The 18,140-nt window shown below is 67.0% G+C and carries 18 protein-coding genes; 4 read left to right on the forward strand and 14 right to left on the reverse strand.

Annotated features, from left to right (window positions below):
• Window positions 1-93: 93 nt before the first annotated feature.
• Complete coding sequence (locus HV783_RS29410) at window positions 94-1,614, forward strand: flagellin N-terminal helical domain-containing protein (protein ID WP_254603826.1); 1,521 nt, start codon at window positions 94-96, stop codon at window positions 1,612-1,614.
• A gap of 57 nt (window positions 1,615-1,671) precedes the next feature.
• Here the strand turns inward: HV783_RS29410 and dld are convergent, their stop codons facing one another.
• From dld to HV783_RS02855, 8 genes are all read right to left on the reverse strand, one after another.
• Entirely contained in the window at window positions 1,672-3,363 is a 1,692-nt protein-coding gene (dld, locus tag HV783_RS02820) for a D-lactate dehydrogenase (protein ID WP_064527519.1), read from the reverse strand.
• A 119-nt stretch (window positions 3,364-3,482) separates the two neighbouring features.
• The gene (locus HV783_RS02825) at window positions 3,483-4,940 is read right to left on the reverse strand and encodes a sulfatase family protein (RefSeq protein ID WP_064527517.1); all 1,458 of its coding nucleotides are present in this window, start codon (window positions 4,938-4,940) and stop codon (window positions 3,483-3,485) included.
• A 26-nt stretch (window positions 4,941-4,966) separates the two neighbouring features.
• Entirely contained in the window at window positions 4,967-5,746 is a 780-nt protein-coding gene (locus HV783_RS02830; protein WP_054502196.1) for a GntR family transcriptional regulator, read from the reverse strand.
• Complete coding sequence (locus tag HV783_RS02835; RefSeq protein WP_175166776.1) at window positions 5,743-7,353, reverse strand: GMC family oxidoreductase; 1,611 nt, start codon at window positions 7,351-7,353, stop codon at window positions 5,743-5,745. Before HV783_RS02835 ends, HV783_RS02830 begins: the two co-directional genes overlap by 4 nt.
• A 12-nt stretch (window positions 7,354-7,365) precedes the next feature.
• Window positions 7,366-8,319, reverse strand: a complete 954-nt coding sequence (locus HV783_RS02840; RefSeq protein ID WP_175188670.1) for a PDR/VanB family oxidoreductase — start codon at window positions 8,317-8,319, stop codon at window positions 7,366-7,368.
• A 17-nt stretch (window positions 8,320-8,336) separates the two neighbouring features.
• On the reverse strand, window positions 8,337-9,761 hold the full coding sequence (locus tag HV783_RS02845; RefSeq protein WP_063588388.1) for a Rieske 2Fe-2S domain-containing protein: 1,425 nt from the start codon (window positions 9,759-9,761) through the stop codon (window positions 8,337-8,339).
• 27 nt (window positions 9,762-9,788) lie between these two features.
• A complete protein-coding gene (locus HV783_RS02850) occupies window positions 9,789-11,285 on the reverse strand; it encodes an NAD-dependent succinate-semialdehyde dehydrogenase (protein ID WP_175188671.1) in 1,497 nt (498 codons plus the stop codon).
• A 43-nt stretch (window positions 11,286-11,328) separates the two neighbouring features.
• Complete coding sequence (locus tag HV783_RS02855) at window positions 11,329-12,609, reverse strand: MFS transporter (RefSeq protein WP_254603827.1); 1,281 nt, start codon at window positions 12,607-12,609, stop codon at window positions 11,329-11,331.
• A gap of 193 nt (window positions 12,610-12,802) precedes the next feature.
• Between HV783_RS02855 and HV783_RS02860 the strand changes: the two genes are divergently transcribed.
• Both HV783_RS02860 and HV783_RS02865 read left to right on the forward strand, forming a co-directional pair.
• Window positions 12,803-13,156, forward strand: a complete 354-nt coding sequence (locus HV783_RS02860; protein ID WP_175188673.1) for a DUF202 domain-containing protein — start codon at window positions 12,803-12,805, stop codon at window positions 13,154-13,156.
• 35 nt (window positions 13,157-13,191) lie between these two features.
• Window positions 13,192-13,521, forward strand: coding sequence for a DUF202 domain-containing protein (locus HV783_RS02865; RefSeq protein ID WP_175188674.1), 330 nt, complete (start codon window positions 13,192-13,194; stop codon window positions 13,519-13,521).
• Between the two features lie 100 nt (window positions 13,522-13,621).
• Here HV783_RS02865 and HV783_RS02870 read toward each other — a convergent pair whose 3' ends face one another.
• The 6 genes from HV783_RS02870 to HV783_RS02895 all read right to left on the reverse strand — a co-directional run bounded on the left by HV783_RS02870 (window position 13,622) and on the right by HV783_RS02895 (window position 17,286).
• Window positions 13,622-13,897 (reverse strand): HigA family addiction module antitoxin, encoded by a 276-nt coding sequence (locus HV783_RS02870; protein WP_217484219.1) that lies wholly within the window; start codon window positions 13,895-13,897, stop codon window positions 13,622-13,624.
• Window positions 13,898-13,908: 11 nt separating this feature from the next.
• A complete protein-coding gene (locus tag HV783_RS02875) occupies window positions 13,909-14,055 on the reverse strand; it encodes a type II toxin-antitoxin system RelE/ParE family toxin (RefSeq protein WP_236747417.1) in 147 nt (48 codons plus the stop codon).
• Window positions 14,056-14,264: 209 nt separating this feature from the next.
• Window positions 14,265-15,521, reverse strand: coding sequence for a hypothetical protein (locus HV783_RS02880; protein ID WP_175188676.1), 1,257 nt, complete (start codon window positions 15,519-15,521; stop codon window positions 14,265-14,267).
• Between the two features lie 78 nt (window positions 15,522-15,599).
• Window positions 15,600-15,992, reverse strand: a complete 393-nt coding sequence (locus HV783_RS02885) for a hypothetical protein (protein WP_175188677.1) — start codon at window positions 15,990-15,992, stop codon at window positions 15,600-15,602.
• 78 nt (window positions 15,993-16,070) lie between these two features.
• Window positions 16,071-16,670 (reverse strand): TetR/AcrR family transcriptional regulator, encoded by a 600-nt coding sequence (locus HV783_RS02890; RefSeq protein WP_116792188.1) that lies wholly within the window; start codon window positions 16,668-16,670, stop codon window positions 16,071-16,073.
• A gap of 19 nt (window positions 16,671-16,689) precedes the next feature.
• The gene (locus tag HV783_RS02895) at window positions 16,690-17,286 is read right to left on the reverse strand and encodes an NAD(P)H-dependent oxidoreductase (RefSeq protein ID WP_175188678.1); all 597 of its coding nucleotides are present in this window, start codon (window positions 17,284-17,286) and stop codon (window positions 16,690-16,692) included.
• 216 nt (window positions 17,287-17,502) lie between these two features.
• Between HV783_RS02895 and HV783_RS02900 the strand changes: the two genes are divergently transcribed.
• On the forward strand, window positions 17,503-18,123 hold the full coding sequence (locus tag HV783_RS02900; RefSeq protein ID WP_116792186.1) for a diguanylate cyclase: 621 nt from the start codon (window positions 17,503-17,505) through the stop codon (window positions 18,121-18,123).
• The last annotated feature ends 17 nt before the right edge of the window (window positions 18,124-18,140 follow it).

Genomic DNA, 18,140 nt, shown 5'->3' on the forward strand with positions numbered 1-18,140 from the left:
GCGCGCGCGGCGAGACGGCCGGCGGGGGATCGGCTTAGCATTTTTGATCGGCCCGCGGCCTCGCCGGCGGGCAATCTTGCATTGGAGAACAACATGCCCTCGATCAGAAGCCAGTCCCTGTCGCTGCGGGCTCGCACCAATCTGGGCAAATCGGAAGCCGCGCAAGGCGTGGCCATCGAGCGGCTGTCATCCGGCCAGCGCATCAATCACGCGGCGGATGACGCCGCCGGCGAAGCCATCGCCAACCACTTCACTGCGCAGATCCGCGGCCAGCGCCAGGCGGCGCGCAACGCCAACGACGGTATCTCGCTGGCGCAGACCATCGAGGGCGCGCTGGGCGAGATGGATCGCAGCCTGCATCGCATCCGCGAACTCTCGGTGCAGGCGCAGAATTCCACCAACTCGCTCAGCGACCTCGAATCCATCCAGGCCGAGATCGACCAGCAACTGGGCGAAATCGAGCGGATATCGCACCAGACCCGTTTCAACAACCTGGACGTGCTGGCGCGGGACGCCGGCATCTCGATCCAGGTCGGCGCGCATGACGGCGAGACCATCGACCTCAATACAAAGCTCGTCAATACCAGGAGCCTGAACCTGGACGGGATCGACGTGGTGCGCGATCCACGGCTGGGCGGCGCCACCGACAAAACCATGCTGGACACCCCCGCGCCAACCGGCCCCGCCCCGGTTGTTCCCGGTCCGGCGACGCCCCCGCCCGCCACCATCCCGGCAACGCTGGCCATCAGGGACGGAGGCAAAACCTTCACCATGTTCCAGGCATTCCTCATCCAATATGACTTCAACGGCACCAGCAACTACGTGGTCCGAACGGTGGGTCCATTCGTGAATCCGCTGGGAGACTCCTACCGGGTCACGCTGCCGGCCCCCGTCGGCGGCGCCCTCGATATCGACGTCGCCGGCTTGACGCCCTTCGATGTGTCGAAACTCAGTGCGGCGGAACGCGCCCAAATAGCCGGCAGCACCGCCTACCTCGTCGGCCAGCAAGTCCCGGTGCCGGTGACGCCCCCACCCGCGACGGCCCCGGCGCCAACCACGCCTCCCGCCGCGGCCACGGCCGATTCGGTCAGCAAGGGCACGCCGATCAAGCTGTTCGACTTCCTCCAGCGCCTCGCGCCCGTGCCCGTCACCGCCGACGGCCGGCCTTTGTTCGACCACGACAGCAAAGTGCACTACCTCACCGACGCCAGCGGCAACGCCAATGGCGACTATGTCATCAGCGGCAGCGACGGCAATTTCTACGACATCAGCATTTCGGCCACCGGGCAGGTGGAATTCAAGCCGAAGGACGCCCCGCCCACGGTCAACATGAAGGTCATGCCCATGAAGCGGGTGAGCAACGCGCTGGACCAGGTGGACGGCCTGCGCGGCGAACTGGGCGCGATGCAGAACCGCCTGGGTTCGGTCATCACCAACCTGAACCACACCGCCGGCATCCTCAGCCAGGCCCGCAGCCGCATCGAGGACGCGGACTACGCCATCGAAACCTCCAACCTGACCCGGCAACAGATCCTGCAGCAGGCCAGCAAGGTGGCGCTGACGCAGGCCAACCAACTGGCGCAGAACGTGTTGGCGTTGCTGCAGGAGGATTGAGGCGTCATTGGCGCAGGTGCGAACGCGCGCGGCGACGCGATGCGCGGCTTTGGTGTCTCACGCCCAGTTCTTGCGCTTCGAAAGCTGCCCGACTCCTGGGTTGAACTGATTGCAGGGATCCAGGGCGCGATAGAAATTGCGAAGCTCGGGGCCGGCGCGATACAGATGCCCCACGTTGTGTTCGGCCGGATACTGCGCGCCGCGCGCGTCCAGCAGCTTCCACATGCGGTGCTCCAGCTCCAGGCAATCCACGCCCTTCTTCACGATGTAGTCCTGGTGAAAGACGTGGCAGAGAAAGTGCCCGTAATAGAGCTTGGCCACCATGACGGTCTCCATATCCTCGGGCAGAACTTCCAGCCAGTCCCGTTCGTTGCGCTTCAGGGCGATATCCAGCGCGACGATATCCTCGACCGCGTCCGGATGCATGGCGCGGTAGCGCACGGCGGCGCCGGCCGCGGCGAATCGCAGCAGGAACGCGGCCGCGCCTTCTTCCGGAGAACACAGGAAGTAGGCGCCCGCGGCCTTCTTGAAATGGGAGTCCAGAAAAGCCTGAAGCGGCTCCGTCAGCTTTCTGGACACCTTGATCATCAGGTGGTGCTCATACCGGGCGCGAAAGTCGCGCAGGCGGGCGGGCAGGTGGTCGCCACAGCGTGCGCTGAAGAACTGCAGGAGCCGGTCGCTCATGTTCCTGGGAAGAAACGAGAACCTCGCGCAGAAATTGTCCACGCGCGCTTTCAAGGCGAAAAAGGCGGGAAGCCTTGCGGTGCCCAGCCTGCGGATGGCCAGGAAAGTGTCCTTGCCGTAGACGTCGGCGATATCGAACGCATCCCTGTGCATGTATTCCCCCGCGATGGGCAATGCCGGCAGGGCCGTCAGAAGGTATCGTCGAATATCCGTCAGTTCCGCGGGATCGTTCGTCCCGATATAGAAAACGTCGGTCTGCGTCTCCGCCGGAAACGTGTCCAGGCGCACGGCAAAGAGAATCAGCTTTCCGGCGCTGCCTGACGCCTCGAACAGCCGCTTCGGATCCGCATTGAAGCGCGCGGGCGAATCCGCATCGACATCGCGCACGTGCCGCGCATAATCCTGGTCCGACCCGCGCCCGCCGTCGTGGATATCGTCAGGCCGGTAAGTGCCGTCATCCAGGCGCCGCAGGATATCCTCGGGGGATTGCCCCAACGAGATGCCCAGATGGTTGACCAGGGACAGTTTGCCGTCCTGCCCCAATTGCGCAAACACGGCCATCTCGGTGAAAGCGGGCCCCCGCTGGACCAATGATCCACCGGAGTTGTTGCAGATCCCGCCGAACACCGACGCGCCAATGCATGACGACCCGATGACGGAGTGCGGCTCCCGTCCAAGCGGCTTGAGCGCCTTCTCCAGTTGATCCAGGGTAGCGCCGGGAAAGCAGATCACCTGACGCCCATCGCGGATCAACTGGATTTTCTTCATGCGCAGCGTGCTGATGATCACGATCTCCCGATCGTAGTCATTGCCGTCGGGCGTTGATCCCCCGGTCAAGCCGGTATTGGCCGCCTGCATGATCACGATCTTGTCATGCGCCACGCAAGCCTGGACCAGGCGCCATTGCTCCAGAAGACTGCCCGGCCGCGCAACCGCGATCGCCGATCCGAAGCCGAAGCGAAACCCGGTCCGGAACCGCTGGGTATGCCGTGGATCGGTCAAGACATGGTCCGCGCCGACAATGCCGCGCAGTTCGTCCAGCAGACGCTGGTTATCAGGATTCATGCAGTCCTCGGAAAGAAACGGATTGGAAACCGCGCGCGGCCCAAACCCTCAGGGCCGCCGACACGGGGCACGCCAAATGCAGGCCGGGCGTCCTCGCGGATGCCCCGCCCCCCGCCACGTCAGTCGAACGCCAGGGCCGAACCCGGCACCGGTGTGAAACCGAGATCGCCGCGGGCGATCACCGCTTCGCGCCCGCCGTTCTCGCGCAGCAACGCCTGCTGGCGCGCCTTGGCCTGACGGTCGACCGCCTGCGGGTCACAGATCAGATGCAACTGCCGGCGGCAGGCCTGCAGGGCGTCGGCATGGCGCGGATCCGCGGCCAGGTCCTGCAGTTCTTCCGGATCGGCTTCCAGGTCGAACAACTGCGCAGGATAGCCGACGTATTCGATGTATTTGTACTTGCCGTGGCGAATCATGAAGGCCCCGGTGGTCGAACCCATGCCGTGGTATTCCACCAGCACGTTGCGCCGCGGCGTCTCGCCCCGGGCGATATCGAACAGCGAATGGCCGGGATAGCCTTCGCGCAAGGCCGGCTCGGTGTTGCCGACGGCGTCCAGCACGGTCGGATAGGCGTCGATATGCGTGACGGGCACGTCGACCACCCGTCCGCGCGGAATGTCGTCGCCCGCCATGATCAGCGGCACGCCCGCGGTTTCCTCGAACATGGTGGACTTGCCCCACAGGCCGCGCGCGCCCAGGTTGTCGCCGTGGTCGGAGGTGTACATCACGCGGGTGTCATCGGCCAGGCCGGCGTCCTCCAGCGCGTTGAGGATCTTGCCAATGTTCTCGTCCAGGAACGAGCACAGGCCATAATAGCCGGCGACGGCGCGCTTGACCGCGTCGCCCTCGAAATAATCGTCGTAGTTGAAGCTGTTGCGGTAGTCCACCAGATAGGGATGGTCCGGCCGCTCGCGCCTGTCGTACAGCTTGGGCAGCGGCAGGTTCTGGTTGAAATAGCGGTAATAGTGTTCCGGCGGCGCGGTCAGGGGGAAGTGCGGCGCCACCAGCGACACGAACAGCACCCACGGCTTGTCCGATTCGCGCCGCGCCGCCTCGCGCAGCCAGACCTGGGCGCGGGCCGTGATCTCACGGTCGTAGAAAGTGTATGAGCTTTCGCCGGGCCCCGCGAAGCGGGCCATCTTGTAGGCGCCCTTGCGCACCGGCAGTTCGCTGCGGACCAGGCCCATCAGATCGCCCTTGCCCTCGATGATGTGCATGGGGATGATCTCTTCCGAGAACCCGTGGTCCTCGCCGGGCTGGCGGAAGTGGAGCTTGCCGATCGAAACCACGTCGTGATCGCGTTCGCGCAACCGATGATGCCAACTGGGCACCGCGCCGTCGTAGGCGTCGGCGTTGTCCCAATAGCCGATCTGATGAATGTACTTGCCCACCGCGAACGAGGCCCGGGCGGGAATGCATACCGGGCTGGCGCAATAGGCCGAGCTGAACCGGGTGCCGCGCGCGGCCAGGGCATCGAGATGAGGGGTCTTGACGATCTCGCTGCCATAGCAGCCCAGGGCCTTGGGCGAGTGTTCGTCTGACATGATGATCAACAGGTTCTTCGGTTTCACGGTCATGGCTCTACTAGGTTGGATGGCTGATGTCAGCCGCTTGATAAATTCGAATCGGGGAACGCGAGATCGCGCGAGGTCGGGCCCAGGAAGAATTCCTGGTAGTACACGCACTGCCCGCGCCCGGACCGCGCCACGGCCTGCATGTAGATGCCGCGGTAGGGATATGGCACGCCGATGCGCTCGCAGGATTCCGCGTCGAAATCGGCCTGCTTCACCAGGTGGGTGATGTTGGTGATCGGCAACTTGAATTGCTGGATGATGACTTTCTTGAAGTTGGCGCCGTTGAGCTTGTCCATGGGCATGTCCCACAGACGCTTGAGCAACTGTCGGTCGGCATAGAAGCGGCTGGAAATGCGGAACTCATCGTTGACGATGATGATGCGGTCGAGCCGCATGACGTTGGCCTCGGTGCCCAGGTGGCGATTCCAGGGGCCCGCGCCGGTCACGGGCGCGCGCAGGATCGCCTGCGAGAAGATCGGCAGCACCGAGCCATCGTCGTCCAGGAAACGGCAATGCCAGGGATCCTCGATCTGGCGCGGCGCCTCGGCGATGAAGCTGCCCAGGCCGTGCATGCGCACCACCAGCCCCTGCTCCACCAGGTCCCGCAATGCCCGTTGCACCGTGCCGAGGCTGAACGGCGTGAGCTGCGCCAGTTCCTCCTCGGCCGGCAACTGGTCGCCCGGCTGCCAGATGCCGCGCCGGACCGCGTCGATCAACACCTCCACCAGCCGCTGGTACTTGGGCCGGCGGGTCGGATCGGGGGCATGCAACGTCTCGAAGATTTCCAGACGACGTTCCAAGGTACTCATGAGATTTTCTCCCTGTCTTGCATGATCATGTCGGCGCCTTTCTCGCCGATCACGATGCTACCAGCGTTGGTATTGCCTGAAAGCAGCAGGGGCATGATCGAGGCGTCGACCACGCGCAGCCGGTCCACCCCGCGGACCCGCAGCCGGGTATCGACCACGGACTCGGCGTCGGCGCCCATGCGGCAGGTGCCCACGGGGTGGAAGATGGTGGTGGCGTACCCACGGATGAAACGCAGGACTTCATCGTCCGACTCGACGTTGAAGCCGGGGCGGTATTCGTCGGCCACGTACGGCGCCAGCGAACGGGTGCGCACCAGTTGCCGCGCCATCCGCACCCCTTCGATCATGGTGCGCCGGTCGAACTCGGTATCCAGGTAGTTGAAGCGCGCGCGCGGGGCGGCCAGCGGATCGGGCGAGGCCAGGTCGAGCCGGCCACGGCTGGTCGGCCGCAACTGGCACACCGACAGGGTGAAGCCGGAAAAATCATGCGGCCGGCCGGCCGTCATGTCGGCGCTGATGGTGCCAAAGTGAAATTGCACGTTGGGGGTCTGCTCGGTGTCGTTGGTGCGCGCGAACATGCCGCCCAACTGGATGCCGGCCGCCACCGGCCCGGCGCGTCGCAGGATCCACTGCATGCCGATGCGGGCCGTGCCCCACCAGGTGCGCAGGGCATCGTTGGTGGTGATCGGCCGGGTGCAGCGGTACATCAGCCGCGATTGCAGGTGATCCTGCAGGTTCCGGCCGACCGAGGGCAGATGGTGCACCGGCGCAATGCCCAGGGACCGCAGCGCGTCGGCGTCGCCGATGCCCGACAGCATCAGCAATTGCGGCGACTGGATCGCGCCGGCGCTCAGCACCACCTCGCGCCGCGCGCGGACCTGGCAGGCCTGGCCCCCGTGCAGGTACGACACCCCCACGGCGCGGCGGCCCTCCAGGATCAGCCCGGTGGCGTGCGCATCGGATTGCACGCACAGGTTGGCGCCGGCGATGCCCGAGCGCAGGTAGGCCTTGGCGGCCGAGCAGCGCAGGCCATTGCGAGTGGTCAACTGGAAATAGCCGGCGCCTTCCTGCCGCGCGCCGTTGAAATCGTCGGTGCGCGGCACGCCCAGCTCGTTGGCGCCGCCGATGATGGCTTCGATCAGCGGGTGGCGGCCGCGGATGTCGGACACCGCCAGCGGGCCGTCGCCGCCATGGCAGGCGTCGGCGCCGCGCTCATTGGCCTCGGACCGCCTGAAGTACGGCAGGACGTCGTCCCAGCCCCAGCCGACGTTGCCCAGCGCCCGCCAGCGCTCGAAATCCTCTTTCTGGCCACGGATGTAGACCAGGCCATTGATCGAGCTGGACCCGCCCAGGGTGCGGCCGCGCGGGAGGTAGATCCTGCGGTTGTCGAGGTTGGGTTCAGGCTCGGATTCGAATTGCCAGTTCAGTTGCGGGTTGAACATCGTCTTGCCATAGCCGATGGGGATGTGGATCCACAGGTTGCGGTCCCGCGGACCGGCCTCCAGCAGCAGCACCGTGGTCTTGCGGTCCTGCGCCAGCCTGGCGGCCACGGCGCATCCGGCCGAGCCCGCGCCCACGACGATGTAGTCAAACTCCCTGGTCTCCACGTTCCCTTCCCCTCAGATGTCCAGTACCACGGCGCCCTCGCGGACACGCGCGCAGCAGATCAGTACGCTGTCGGCGCGTTCTTCGTCGCTCAACAGGTAGTCGTTGTGTTCGATCAGGCCCGACAGGTAGTGCAGCCGGCATTCGCCGCACAGCCCGGCCTCGCAGGATGAATTGCAGGCCACGCCGGCGCCGCGCAGGGCCTGCAGGATGGTCTGCCCCGGCGCCACCGGCACCGACCGCTCGCTGCGGCGCAGCGTCAGGCTGGCCGGCGCGCTGTCCGCCGCGGGCGGCGGCGCCGGCGCCAGATCGGCGCCGAAATGCTCCGAATGCACTGCCTCGGCCGGCCAATGGGCGCAGGCCGCCTGCACCGCCCGCATGAAGCCGGGCGGGCCGCAGAAGTAAAGCTGGCCATCGTCCGGCCGCCGCGCCAGCAGTTGGCCGAGATCCAGCCCGTTGGCGGGGTTGCCGCCATCGTGGTGCAGGAAGACGCGGCCGCGCCACTGGTCGTCGGCCAGATAGCGGGCGAAGGCGGTGCGCTCGGGTGACTGCGTGCAGTAGTGCAGCGTGTACGGCCGGCCCAGCGCGCGCAGCCGCTCGGCCATCGCCAGCAACGGCGTGATGCCGATGCCGCCGGCCAGCAGCAGCGAATGGCCGGCGTCCTCGCGCAGCGGGAAGTAGTTGTGCACGCCCGCCACCTCCAGCAGATCGCCGGGCCGCACCTGCTCGTGCATGGTGCGCGAACCGCCGCGGCTGTCCGGCACGCGCAGCACGGCGATGCAATAGCGGTCAGTGCTGCCCGGCGCGTTGCACAGGGAATAGCGGCGGTTGACGCCGCCCGGGGTACGGATATCCAGGTGCGCGCCGGCCTCGAACGCAGGCAGCGGCGCGCCGCCCGGATCGACCAGGTCGAAGGCGTAGATGCCTTGCGCCTCATACCGGATCGCACTGACTCGCAGCTTCAGCATGGCTTTCTCCGCATCCCTCAGCCGGCGCTGGCCGCCCGGCCCGCGCGGTCGATGCCATCGAGCCGGGCGCGCACGTGCGCATCGCGCTGGTCGGCCGGCAGCGCGTCGGCCGACCGCATGATTTCCAGCACCTGTTTGCCGGCGGCGGCCAACTGCTTGCGGTCCGCCTGCTTGTCGGCCAGTTCGGGAATGTCCAGCACCGAATCCTGGGCATAGATCGGCAGCGTCCTGCCCTGCTCCTGCAACTGCTGGTAGAGCGCGTAGGGCGGGGTCTTTTCCTGCACGGCGTTGCGCAACAGCTTGCGGCACAGGTACACGCCCACGTCCGAGACGCCGGGATGCTCGGCGCCGTGCGCGGCGATGCGGCCCTGGCTGACGATGGCCTCCCAGTCGCCCGGCGCGCGCTGGCCTTCGTCGTAGCTGCGGTTGCCGGTCTGCCCTTCCAGGAAGTCGATCTTGTCGACACCGCAGTCCGCTTCGTTGCCCAGGCCGTCCGGGTCGACGGTGCTGTTGAAGTGGCGATAGCCGAAGATGATCATGTTCTCGTCGTCGACCGGCACGCTCCAGCGGGTGCAGCCGGCGGTGCCATGGCGCTCGCGCGCGGCGGTCGGCAGCAGCGAGCCGATCTGCAGGTAGTTGGGAAACACCATTTCGGTGATGCGCACCCAGATCTTGTCGCCGGGCAGGCGGCGCGAGGCGATGAACACGCAGCCATTGCCGTCGCGCGTGGCTTCCCATTGCATGACCGGCATGTCGCCGAAGCCCTCCAGCGACACGCCGGCCGAGGTCGCCGCATCCACGCCCTCGACCACCATGTGGTTGTGCAGCACGGCGGTATGCATGTGGTCCATGATGTTCTCGTACACCTGCAGCCAGTTGCACGGGTAGATATTCGAGAACGGCACCAGCCGGGTATCGGCGGGCAGGCTGTAGGTATCGAATTCCGGGAACGGCGGCGCCTGGCCCGGCCCCATGTAGGCGAAGACCAGCCCATCGCGCTCGAACGCGGGATAGGCGCCCTGGCACACGGTTTCCTTCAGGCGCGTGGCATCCGGTTCGCAGGGCGCGTCCAGCAGCGTGCCGTCCACGCCGTAGTGCCACCCGTGATAACAGCAGCGGATGCCGTGCTCGGCGATGATGCCGAATTCCAGCGAGGCGCCACGGTGCGCGCACTGGCGGTGCATGACGCCAACGTCGCCGCTCTTGTCGCGAAACGCCACCAGGTCCTCGCCCATGATGCGGATGGCCTTGGGCACGTCCGTCAGTTCCTGCGACAGGCACACCGGCTGCCAGTAGCGGCGCATGTATTCGCCCATCGGCGTGCCGGGATTGCTGCTGGTCAGCTCCAGGTCCGGGCCGGGGCGGTTGCGTTGCTGGTAGCCGGAGAACCGCAACGGATGCTCGTTGCGGGTCGAGGGCATGGGACTCGTGGCTTGCGTCATGTCTTGTCTCCTGATGATGGGAATGGGTCAAACTCGCAGATTCGATTGGCTGATGAAGCGGATCTGCTGGTAGGCGTCCAGGCCTTCCGGCCCGCCTTCGTAGCCCAGCCCGCTGTCCTTGACGCCGCCGACCGGCGCATCGGCCAGCGAGGGCGTGAAGTTGTTGATGCCGATCCACGCCGCGTCGATGTCCTCGGCAAAAGTGGCGGCGCGTTGCAGGTCGTTGGTGAACAGATAGGCCGCCAGCCCGTACTCGACGGCATTGGCGCGCGTGATGGCGGCGTCCAGGTCGCCGAAGGACAGGATCGGCGCCACCGGGCAGAACGGTTCCTCGCGCAGAATGCGGGCGCTGGCGGGCACGTCGGTCAGCACCGTCGGCGGGAAGAAGTAGCCCGCGCCCGCCTGACGGGCCCCGCCCAGCCTGACCTGGGCGCCGCGCCGGCGCGCATCGTCCACCAGTTCGGTCGCCGCGGCCAGGCGCCGCTCGTTGTTCAGCGGCCCCATGCGCACCCCTTGCGCCAGGCCATCGCCGACCTGCAACTGGCTGGCGTATTCGACAAAATGCGCGACGAAGGGCTCGTACAGGCTGTCCTGCACGAAGAAGCGGCTGGGCGACAGGCACACCTGGCCGCTGTTGCGGTACTTGAACGCCACGCACGCGTGCGCGGTGCGGGCGACGTCGACGTCGTCGCAGACGATCACCGGCGCGTGGCCGCCCAGCTCCATGGTGCACGGTTTGAGATGGCGCGAGGCCAGCATGGCCAGCAAACGCCCCACCGACACGGAGCCGGTGAACGAGACCTTGCGGATCACGGGCGAGGCGATCAGGCGCTCGGAAATCTGCGCCGGCTTGCCATACAGCAGGCCGATCGCGCCGGCCGGCACGCCCGCGTCCAGGAACGCCCGCACCAGCAGCATGCCGATGGCGGGAGTCTCCTCGGGCGCCTTGAGCACCACGGTGCAGCCCGCCGCCAGCGCCGCCGCCACCTTGCGCGCGGCCAGGAACGCCGGGAAATTCCACGGCACGAAGGCCGCCACCGGCCCGATCGGACGCTTGACGGTGGTCTGCGTCAGCAGCGCCGAGCGCGGCGGCAGTTGCCGGCCGTAGGCACGCTTGCATTCCTCCGCGCAGTAGACGATGCCCTCGATCACCCGGCTCAGCTCGCCGTCCGCATCCGCCAGCGGCTTGCCGTTCTCCAGCGTCAGGACCACCGCCAGCTCGCCGCGCCGCTGGTCGATCAACTGCGCCGCGCGCATCAGGATCGCCGCCCGATCCCAGGCGCTGGTGCGCGACCAGGTGGCGAACGCGGCGTCGGCGTGGCGCAGCGCGTCGTCGATGTCCTCGTCCGTGGCCACCGGCAGCCTGCCCAGCTCGGCGCCGTTGGCGGGATTGCGCACCGCCAGCGTTTCGCGCCCCGGCGCGCCGCGCCACTGTCCGCCCACGCAAAGGGCGAGTTCGCGGGGATAGGCCGCCGCGTCCTGGCTCGCGACCGCCGCGGTGGGCTCGTGTTTCGTTTGCTTCATGGCTTGTGACTCATCGTGGTTCTGGAAAGGGGAAGAAGATCCGTCATGACAACCGCCGCGCGCCGCCCGGCACGGCCCCGGCGACGGCGCCGGGCGCGGCGGTCATGCGAGCCTGCATGCGCCGGCGGCTGGCCTGCGGATTGATGAACAGCACGCCGACGAGACTCACGCCGATGGCCAGCACCGCGGATACCAGGAAGCCCTGTTCATAGCCGGCCGCCACGGTGTTGCCGCTGCCGATGAAACGGCCCATCAAGGCCGGCGCCACCAAGCCGCCGGTGGTTGCCAGCGCGCTGCTGATCGACATCGCGGCCGAGCGCTGCGAATCGAAGGAGATCTCGGCGACGATCGCCGAACTCAGCACGAAGGTCAGTTGCGGCAGGTTGCAGCCCAGCGCCAGCAGCAGCACGCGCAGCGTGGGGTGTTCGGCCACATACAGCGACAGCAGGATGCAGGCCCCGCCCAGCAGCACGAACGCACAGCTAAGCCAGCCGCGGGCGTAGATCGACGCGATGCCGCGCTTGAGCATGCGCTGCGACAGCCACGATCCAACCAGCACCAGCGGAATATTGATGCCGGTGAAGATCATGAACATCCAGCCGGTTTCCTGCGTGGAGTAGCCCAGCGCCTTGCTCATGTAGGCCGGGATCCAGGTGAACATCACCGAGAAGATCCAGTACGTGGTCCAGTACAGCAGCATGTTGGCCAGGAAGGTGCGATCCGTCAGCAGCACCCAGTACGGCACCCGCGCCTGCGATGCGTCGGCGCTGGCGCCGGCGTTGCGGACCTGCCCGTCGCCGCCGAACAGCAGCCACAGCACCATCCAGACAACGCTCAGGACGCCCAGCAGCAGGAACGCCGCGTGCCAGCTGTGGTTGAGCATGATGTAGGTGAGCACCGGTCCCGAAATCAGCAGCCCGACCGTCACGCCCTGGAAGATGACTGACGACGGCACATTGCGCTGGTCGTCGGCGAACCAGGAGTAACAGGAGTGCAGCGCCAGCGGATACGCCGGCCCCTCGCCAATGCCCAGCAGGATGCGCGAGAAATACAGCAACGGCACCGAGGCGAAAAAGGCCAGCGGCATCTGCGATACGCCCCAGATGCCGGCCAGCACCACCAGCACGACCTTGGACGACACCCGGTTGGCGAGGAAGCCGAAACCGATCGCCGACACCGAAAAGAACAGGAAGAAGCTGCTGGCGATCATGCCGAACTGCGCCGGCTCGATGCTCAGTTCCTGCATCAGCGGCACGGCCACGATGCCGAGAATCGCCTTGTCCATGAAATTGATGACCATGAACAGAGCCAGAAGCGCTGTCACGACCCACCCCCGTACATTCACCTGCGCTGGTGCTGCTGTTGCCATGTCTCGCCCCTTGTTTTTTGGAGATCCGCCGCGTTGACGCCGCGCCGTGTCAAAACTATAGTCCTATATAGTTCTTAAGTTCAATCCTCAGACCCACTAGGACTAACCCTAGTCCGACCGATCACGCTTCTTTTCGAGCCCCCAGCCCATGCGACGTCCCCACTGGCGCCATCACGGCAGCGACCCCGACTACCGTTATTCCCTGGCCAACGAACGCACTTTCCTGGCCTGGATCCGCTCGGCGCTGGCGCTGCTGGCGGCCGGCCTGCTGCTCGACCAACCCGGCATGGCGGGCGACCCGATCGTGCGCATGGGGCTCGCGCTCGGCCTGTGCCTGCTCGCGGTGCTGGCCTGCGCCAGCGCCTATCTGCGCTGGCGCGGCAATGAAATCGCCATGCGCCATGCCGCCGCGCTGCCGCACAGCCCGGCCCTGGCGCTGCTGTGCCTGGCCATGCTTGCCATCGGCGCGGGCGTGTGCTGGCTGCTGCTCAGCCACGCTTGATCCCATCCTGTGAACCAGCCGGCGATGCGCCAACCATGACCTATCCCCGCGATCCGGGGCTGCAACCCGAGCGGACCCTGCTGGCCTGGCGGCGCACCTGCCTGGGCCTGGTGCTGAACAGTTTTCTGCTGATGCGCGGGGGAGCTCTGCACGGGGAGCCCGCCGCGATCGGCGTCGGGCTGCTTGTCGTGGCGCTGGCCGGCTGGCTGTATGCCCGCGTCCGGGCGCGCCTGTCCACCTCGCCAGGCGCGCGCGCCAGCGCGCCGGACCCGCGCGTTGTCATGGCGGCCACCTGCGCGGCCCTGTTGCTGTGCCTGGCGGGCGCCTGGCACGGGCTGCGCCTTTTCCACGCGGCGATGTCCTGAACGCCCAGGGCGACACTGCCCCTCCCCGCCTTCTCACCGCGCTCGGCCTTTGGTGGCGCTTTTCGTTCGAGACGGTCACACGCTGCTGACGCAAGCCGGCCTAATGCGCATCCGCCACGGAGGCCAGGGGCTTGACTGGCGGTTGCTCGTGCTGCAACGCCTGCCACAGATCGTAGTTCGCCTGCATCGCGACCCACGCCTGCGCGGTGCCCGCGCCCGCCTGCTCCAATCGGACGGCGAGGTCCGGGCTGATACCGGCCTTGCCGTTGAGTACCCGCGACATCGCCAGGCGATCAGCGGCGTCTGTCACCGACAGGCCCAAGGGGGCAATAACGTCTTCCCGCAACACTTCGCCCGGATGCGGAGGGTTATGCATCATGATGATTCCTAATGGTAGTCGCGATAATCGACCAGCTCGACACCCGCCTCGGTAAAGCGGAATGTCACGCGCCAATTGCCGTTGACCCAGACTGACCATTGGTTCGCGAGCTCGCCTTTCAACGAGTGCAGCTTATAGCCGGTGATTGTGTTCACCGCGCGGCTTCCCAATCGGCATCGCGTCTGCAAGGACCCATCCTGCGCACCGGACACCGGACCGTCAACGATGACACGCCGTTTATCAGTTTGAGTCCGGGCGCGCGCAAAAAGACAGGCGGGACCATCACCGGGCAACACGGCACGGCAGCGAGAAGCTGAATGGCGTGTGTGTGCAAGCCGCGCCACCGCAGCGGCGCCGCGCCCGCTCAGTCGGTTACCAGATACGCCTGCCCCCCCGGCTTGAGGGAGGGCCGCAGTGCCTTGAACGGCACGCTGCCGTGCGTGCCCAGGCAGGCGCCCGAGGCGTGTCCCACGCCGGACACCGACAAGCTCAATGCCCCCGGCGCGGTGGCGCCCAGGGCCAGGTATTGCGGCCAGAGGTCGGCGCAATCTTCCAGGTTGGGATGCTGCTCGGCGCGGTCCTCGGGCGGGCCGGCCTTGACCACCTGCTCCACCAGCCCCCGCAGCGCGGCGCTGGGCTCGCGGCCGAAACTGCGCTGGCCCGGCGCGTAGGCGTCGAACACGCGGTTCCAGTCGAGGTATTCGCCGCGCAGCAAGTCGAAGGTGTATGGCTCGAAATGATTGGCGGGATGTGCCCCGCCGCAATCCAGGCTGCCTGCTTCGGTCACGGTCAGCAGCGCGCGCGACAGCCAGGTGACGTTGATGTTTTCATCGTCGAAGCCGCCCAGGGTGCCCGCGCCGGGATTCGTGCTGGTATAGGCGGACGCCATGCATTCCAGCGCGCCCAGGCTCTTGCGCCAGTGGCGCTGCTCCAGCAGGTCATTGACGCGCCGCATGACCTGCGGATCGGGGTGACGGCTGAGCCGTGGATAGGCGAACCTGGTGCGCGGATCCACCCACATGCGGTAGGCCACCGCGGCCGAGCCGGCTTCCTTGCCCACCGGCTTGGCGTGACCGGCCAGCTTCAGCGTTTCGTAGGGCGCGCGGGTGGCATCTATGCCCGCCTTGAGGTCGATGTCGCCCAGGTCGACCTGCGTGGCCCGCGCCTTGGCGCGGTCGCGTTCGAGTTGGGCGGTGTCGTAGCCGGCCACCCGCTGCAAGTCGAAGCGGCGTTGCTTGCCGGTGCGCGCGTCGGTCCACTGGCCCCGATAGCCCTTCTCATCGCGCGTGCCTTGCCAACTGGCGGCGCGATCGGCGGCATCGATCGTGGCCGTGTCCGAGGCGGGCGGCCGTGCCGGATTCGGCTTGGGCTCGTACAGGACTTCGCCCGTGCCGCGCAGGGGAATGTCGACGCCGCTCCTGGGATAGAAATAGCGTCCGCTTACGACCCCGTCGGCGCCAGCCGCGTCATCCAGTTCCAGCACCACCTCGCCGGCGCCTTGCAGCGTGCCCTTGTAGACGGTGCGCTGGGCGGCATCGGCCTGCGCACCCGGCAGCGACAGGAAGACCATCGCCAGGGCCCCGAGGGAAGGAATATGAGGACGAAAGATGGACGATGGCATGGAGTGGGCGCAGCCGGAAATTGGGGTAGGCCGAATATACCGGAGCCGGCGATTGAAGCGAGGCCGCCGGGCCGGCGCTTACGCGCTCTTTAGCGCCGCCAGCACCCCGGCCAGATCCAGCGCGCCGGCGCCGGCGGACCGTTTCATCGATTCCAGCCCGCGGGCCACCCAGCCCGCCACCGCCGCATTCGCGTCCGCCTCGTTCACCGCCATCGCCTCGTGACGCGGAACCTGGATGACAACCGCAAGAGCCGCTTTCTTGCCCGAGTACTTCGCCACGGCGCTGAACCCCGACTCGGCGTAGTCGCTGATGCTGCCTCCCACGAAGAGTTCGATATCCAGCGTGGCGGCGCCAGGCACCACGACCTGCGCCAATGCCGCCTTCAGTCTGGGCCGGTACGCGACGACGGCGGGCAGGAACCGCAGGCCGGCCTCCGGCCCGCCCATTCTTGCGCCGAGTGCGACATCCATGAAAACTCCTTTCCCGGGCAGGCCGGTCGTGTGCGGACGGGGCATCGGCCGGGCACGGCGCGCCGGCCGCGCCGGGCGTCACTTGTTTCGCTTGACCATATCCAGGATGGTCCGGAAGAGTTCGTCGCGCGCCTGCGCCTCGGGGATTTCACCGGCGACGGCCGCATTCGAGAGCGCGTCAGCCGCGCCCAGCATGGCCCACAGGCTGGCCGTGGCGATGCCTTGCGGCCCGGCGAAGGGCGCGAAGAGGCGCCGGCATTTTTCGATGAAGGCATATTGGTACTGCCTTTTCACGGCGGCCAGCTCCGGCGAGCCGTCCAGCGCCGCGAGCACCCCGGCAATCTCGCGCCCTTGCGCCGATACGCACGCGACGTATCTCGCGGCGATGACGCCGGCCCTGTCCTTCAGGGTCGGCTTGCTGGCGGCGATGGCGTCGTCGATGATCGCCGTCTGGCGCGCATCGAAGTCCTGGTACAAGGCGGCCAGCAGGCCATTGCGCGTGCCGAAGTGGTCGTAGACCACCGGCTTGGAAATCCCGGCCTCTTCGGCCAGGCGCCCGAGGGTCAAGGCGTCGGAGCCTTCCTCGCTGACCAGTTTCCAGGAGACTTCCAACAACTGGCGCGAGCGCTCGTCTTTCGACAGGCGGCGGCGTGGCGGCGGGGCGGGAGCGGCGGACATCTGTATTCTCGGGTATCGATCAGGACGGCACGGCAAAGATCCGCTGGCCGATAACGTGCGCCGCGTCGAGATGGGACGCCGGAGAGCCGGTATCCGAGGGAAGCAGCAATTCCGATGTCGCGACGCGCGCGCCGCAGTAGCCAAAGATGCCGTGGTCGATCTGCGTTTTCATGGCGCCGAAATAGCCATGCTTGTCGTAGGTTCGCATATCGGCGCCGCCGATGGCAACCAGGTGCACCGGCAGGCGCTGCAATTTCTTGACCAGCTTGCCGTCCGCGCTGGCGTCATAGGCCCAGCCGTTGGTGAACACGCGGTCGATCCAGCCCTTCAACAAGCCGGGAAATGACCACCAGTAGACCGGGTAGACCAACGCCAACGCATCCGCGCGGTCGAGCCGCGCATGCTCGGCGAGGACGTCCGGCGGCGGCGCCGCCTGCTTCAGGTGCAGGGCCACGTCGGCCTGGGTGAATCTCGGATCGAACCCCTGCGCGGCCAGATCCGCGATCTCGAAAGTGTGTTCCGTACCAGAGGCGGCAATGCCCTGCGCGAGCCGGGCGGCGACGGCGTGGGTCAGGGATGCCGGATCGGGATGTGCGACAACGATAAGGGCGTGCATGCGGGGCCTTCCGTATCAAAGTTTCTATATACCAATCGTAGCCTACTTTTAGTAGGTTGTGAAAAATTCTTTGGCCGCGGTCGCGGTGGCGGCGGCGGACATGTCCGCCGACCATGCCCGCCGCGATCTTGAGCATGGGCGCCCGAAGCGATAAATTTGCTGCAGCGAAATCGTTACCGCGGCCTGCCCCGCAGGCCCGACGTTGGAGTCACACGCATGGATATCATCGAGACGATCGCTGCGCACACACGCGCGCTGCAACGCCCGCTGTACGCCGTGACGGCCAGCGCCATCCGCAAGGCCGACACTCCCCTCATCCTCACCCTGCACTGGCACGGCTTTCACCGTGATGGCGAGCCCGGCCGCCGGCTGCGCTCAGTCGCCGGTTCGGCGGTGCAGCTCAACCTGCGCTGGCACGAGTTTGCCGTGCTCGACCGCGCGATCATCGACGCCGGATGGGCGCTCGGCGCCTGGGACGTCGAGCGCGTGGCGCGCCCACCCTGGTGGCGCCTGAACGCGCCGGTCGCGGAAGCCGTGGCCGGCCACCGCGCCTTCGCCGATTATTCCGACCTGCCGTCCGCGCACGACCCGGTCGTGGTGGAAGCCCCGGACCAGCGGGACCTGATCGCGCTGGCGGCGCGCAAGGGCTACGTGCGCTGGCTGTTCAGGCCGCGCAAGGGAGGACTGTGGCGCCTGGTGGACGGCGACGACAGCACGCTGGACGCCGACGGCGGACGCCCCATGCCCTGCCCGGTTCCGCTGCAACCGGACGGCCGCGAACTGCGCCGCAAGGTGCTCTACCGGCTCGGGCGGGGGAAGGGATTTTTGATTCCTTAAGTTTCATTTTGATGCAT

Source organism: Achromobacter dolens, assembly GCF_902859745.1.
Lineage (GTDB): Bacteria > Pseudomonadota > Gammaproteobacteria > Burkholderiales > Burkholderiaceae_B > Achromobacter > Achromobacter dolens.

Coding starts and splice junctions, on each gene's coding strand:
- HV783_RS29410 (WP_254603826.1), top strand. CDS start 94: ATGCCCTCGATCAGAAGCCAGTCCCTGTCGCTGCGGGCTCGCACCAAT.
- dld (WP_064527519.1), bottom strand. CDS start 3,363: ATGAATCCTGATAACCAGCGTCTGCTGGACGAACTGCGCGGCATTGTC.
- HV783_RS02825 (WP_064527517.1), bottom strand. CDS start 4,940: ATGACCGTGAAACCGAAGAACCTGTTGATCATCATGTCAGACGAACAC.
- HV783_RS02830 (WP_054502196.1), bottom strand. CDS start 5,746: ATGAGTACCTTGGAACGTCGTCTGGAAATCTTCGAGACGTTGCATGCC.
- HV783_RS02840 (WP_175188670.1), bottom strand. CDS start 8,319: ATGCTGAAGCTGCGAGTCAGTGCGATCCGGTATGAGGCGCAAGGCATC.
- HV783_RS02845 (WP_063588388.1), bottom strand. CDS start 9,761: ATGACGCAAGCCACGAGTCCCATGCCCTCGACCCGCAACGAGCATCCG.
- HV783_RS02850 (WP_175188671.1), bottom strand. CDS start 11,285: ATGAAGCAAACGAAACACGAGCCCACCGCGGCGGTCGCGAGCCAGGAC.
- HV783_RS02860 (WP_175188673.1), top strand. CDS start 12,803: ATGCGACGTCCCCACTGGCGCCATCACGGCAGCGACCCCGACTACCGT.
- HV783_RS02865 (WP_175188674.1), top strand. CDS start 13,192: ATGACCTATCCCCGCGATCCGGGGCTGCAACCCGAGCGGACCCTGCTG.
- HV783_RS02870 (WP_217484219.1), bottom strand. CDS start 13,897: ATGCATAACCCTCCGCATCCGGGCGAAGTGTTGCGGGAAGACGTTATT.
- HV783_RS02880 (WP_175188676.1), bottom strand. CDS start 15,521: ATGCCATCGTCCATCTTTCGTCCTCATATTCCTTCCCTCGGGGCCCTG.
- HV783_RS02885 (WP_175188677.1), bottom strand. CDS start 15,992: ATGGATGTCGCACTCGGCGCAAGAATGGGCGGGCCGGAGGCCGGCCTG.
- HV783_RS02890 (WP_116792188.1), bottom strand. CDS start 16,670: ATGTCCGCCGCTCCCGCCCCGCCGCCACGCCGCCGCCTGTCGAAAGAC.
- HV783_RS02895 (WP_175188678.1), bottom strand. CDS start 17,286: ATGCACGCCCTTATCGTTGTCGCACATCCCGATCCGGCATCCCTGACC.
- HV783_RS02900 (WP_116792186.1), top strand. CDS start 17,503: ATGGATATCATCGAGACGATCGCTGCGCACACACGCGCGCTGCAACGC.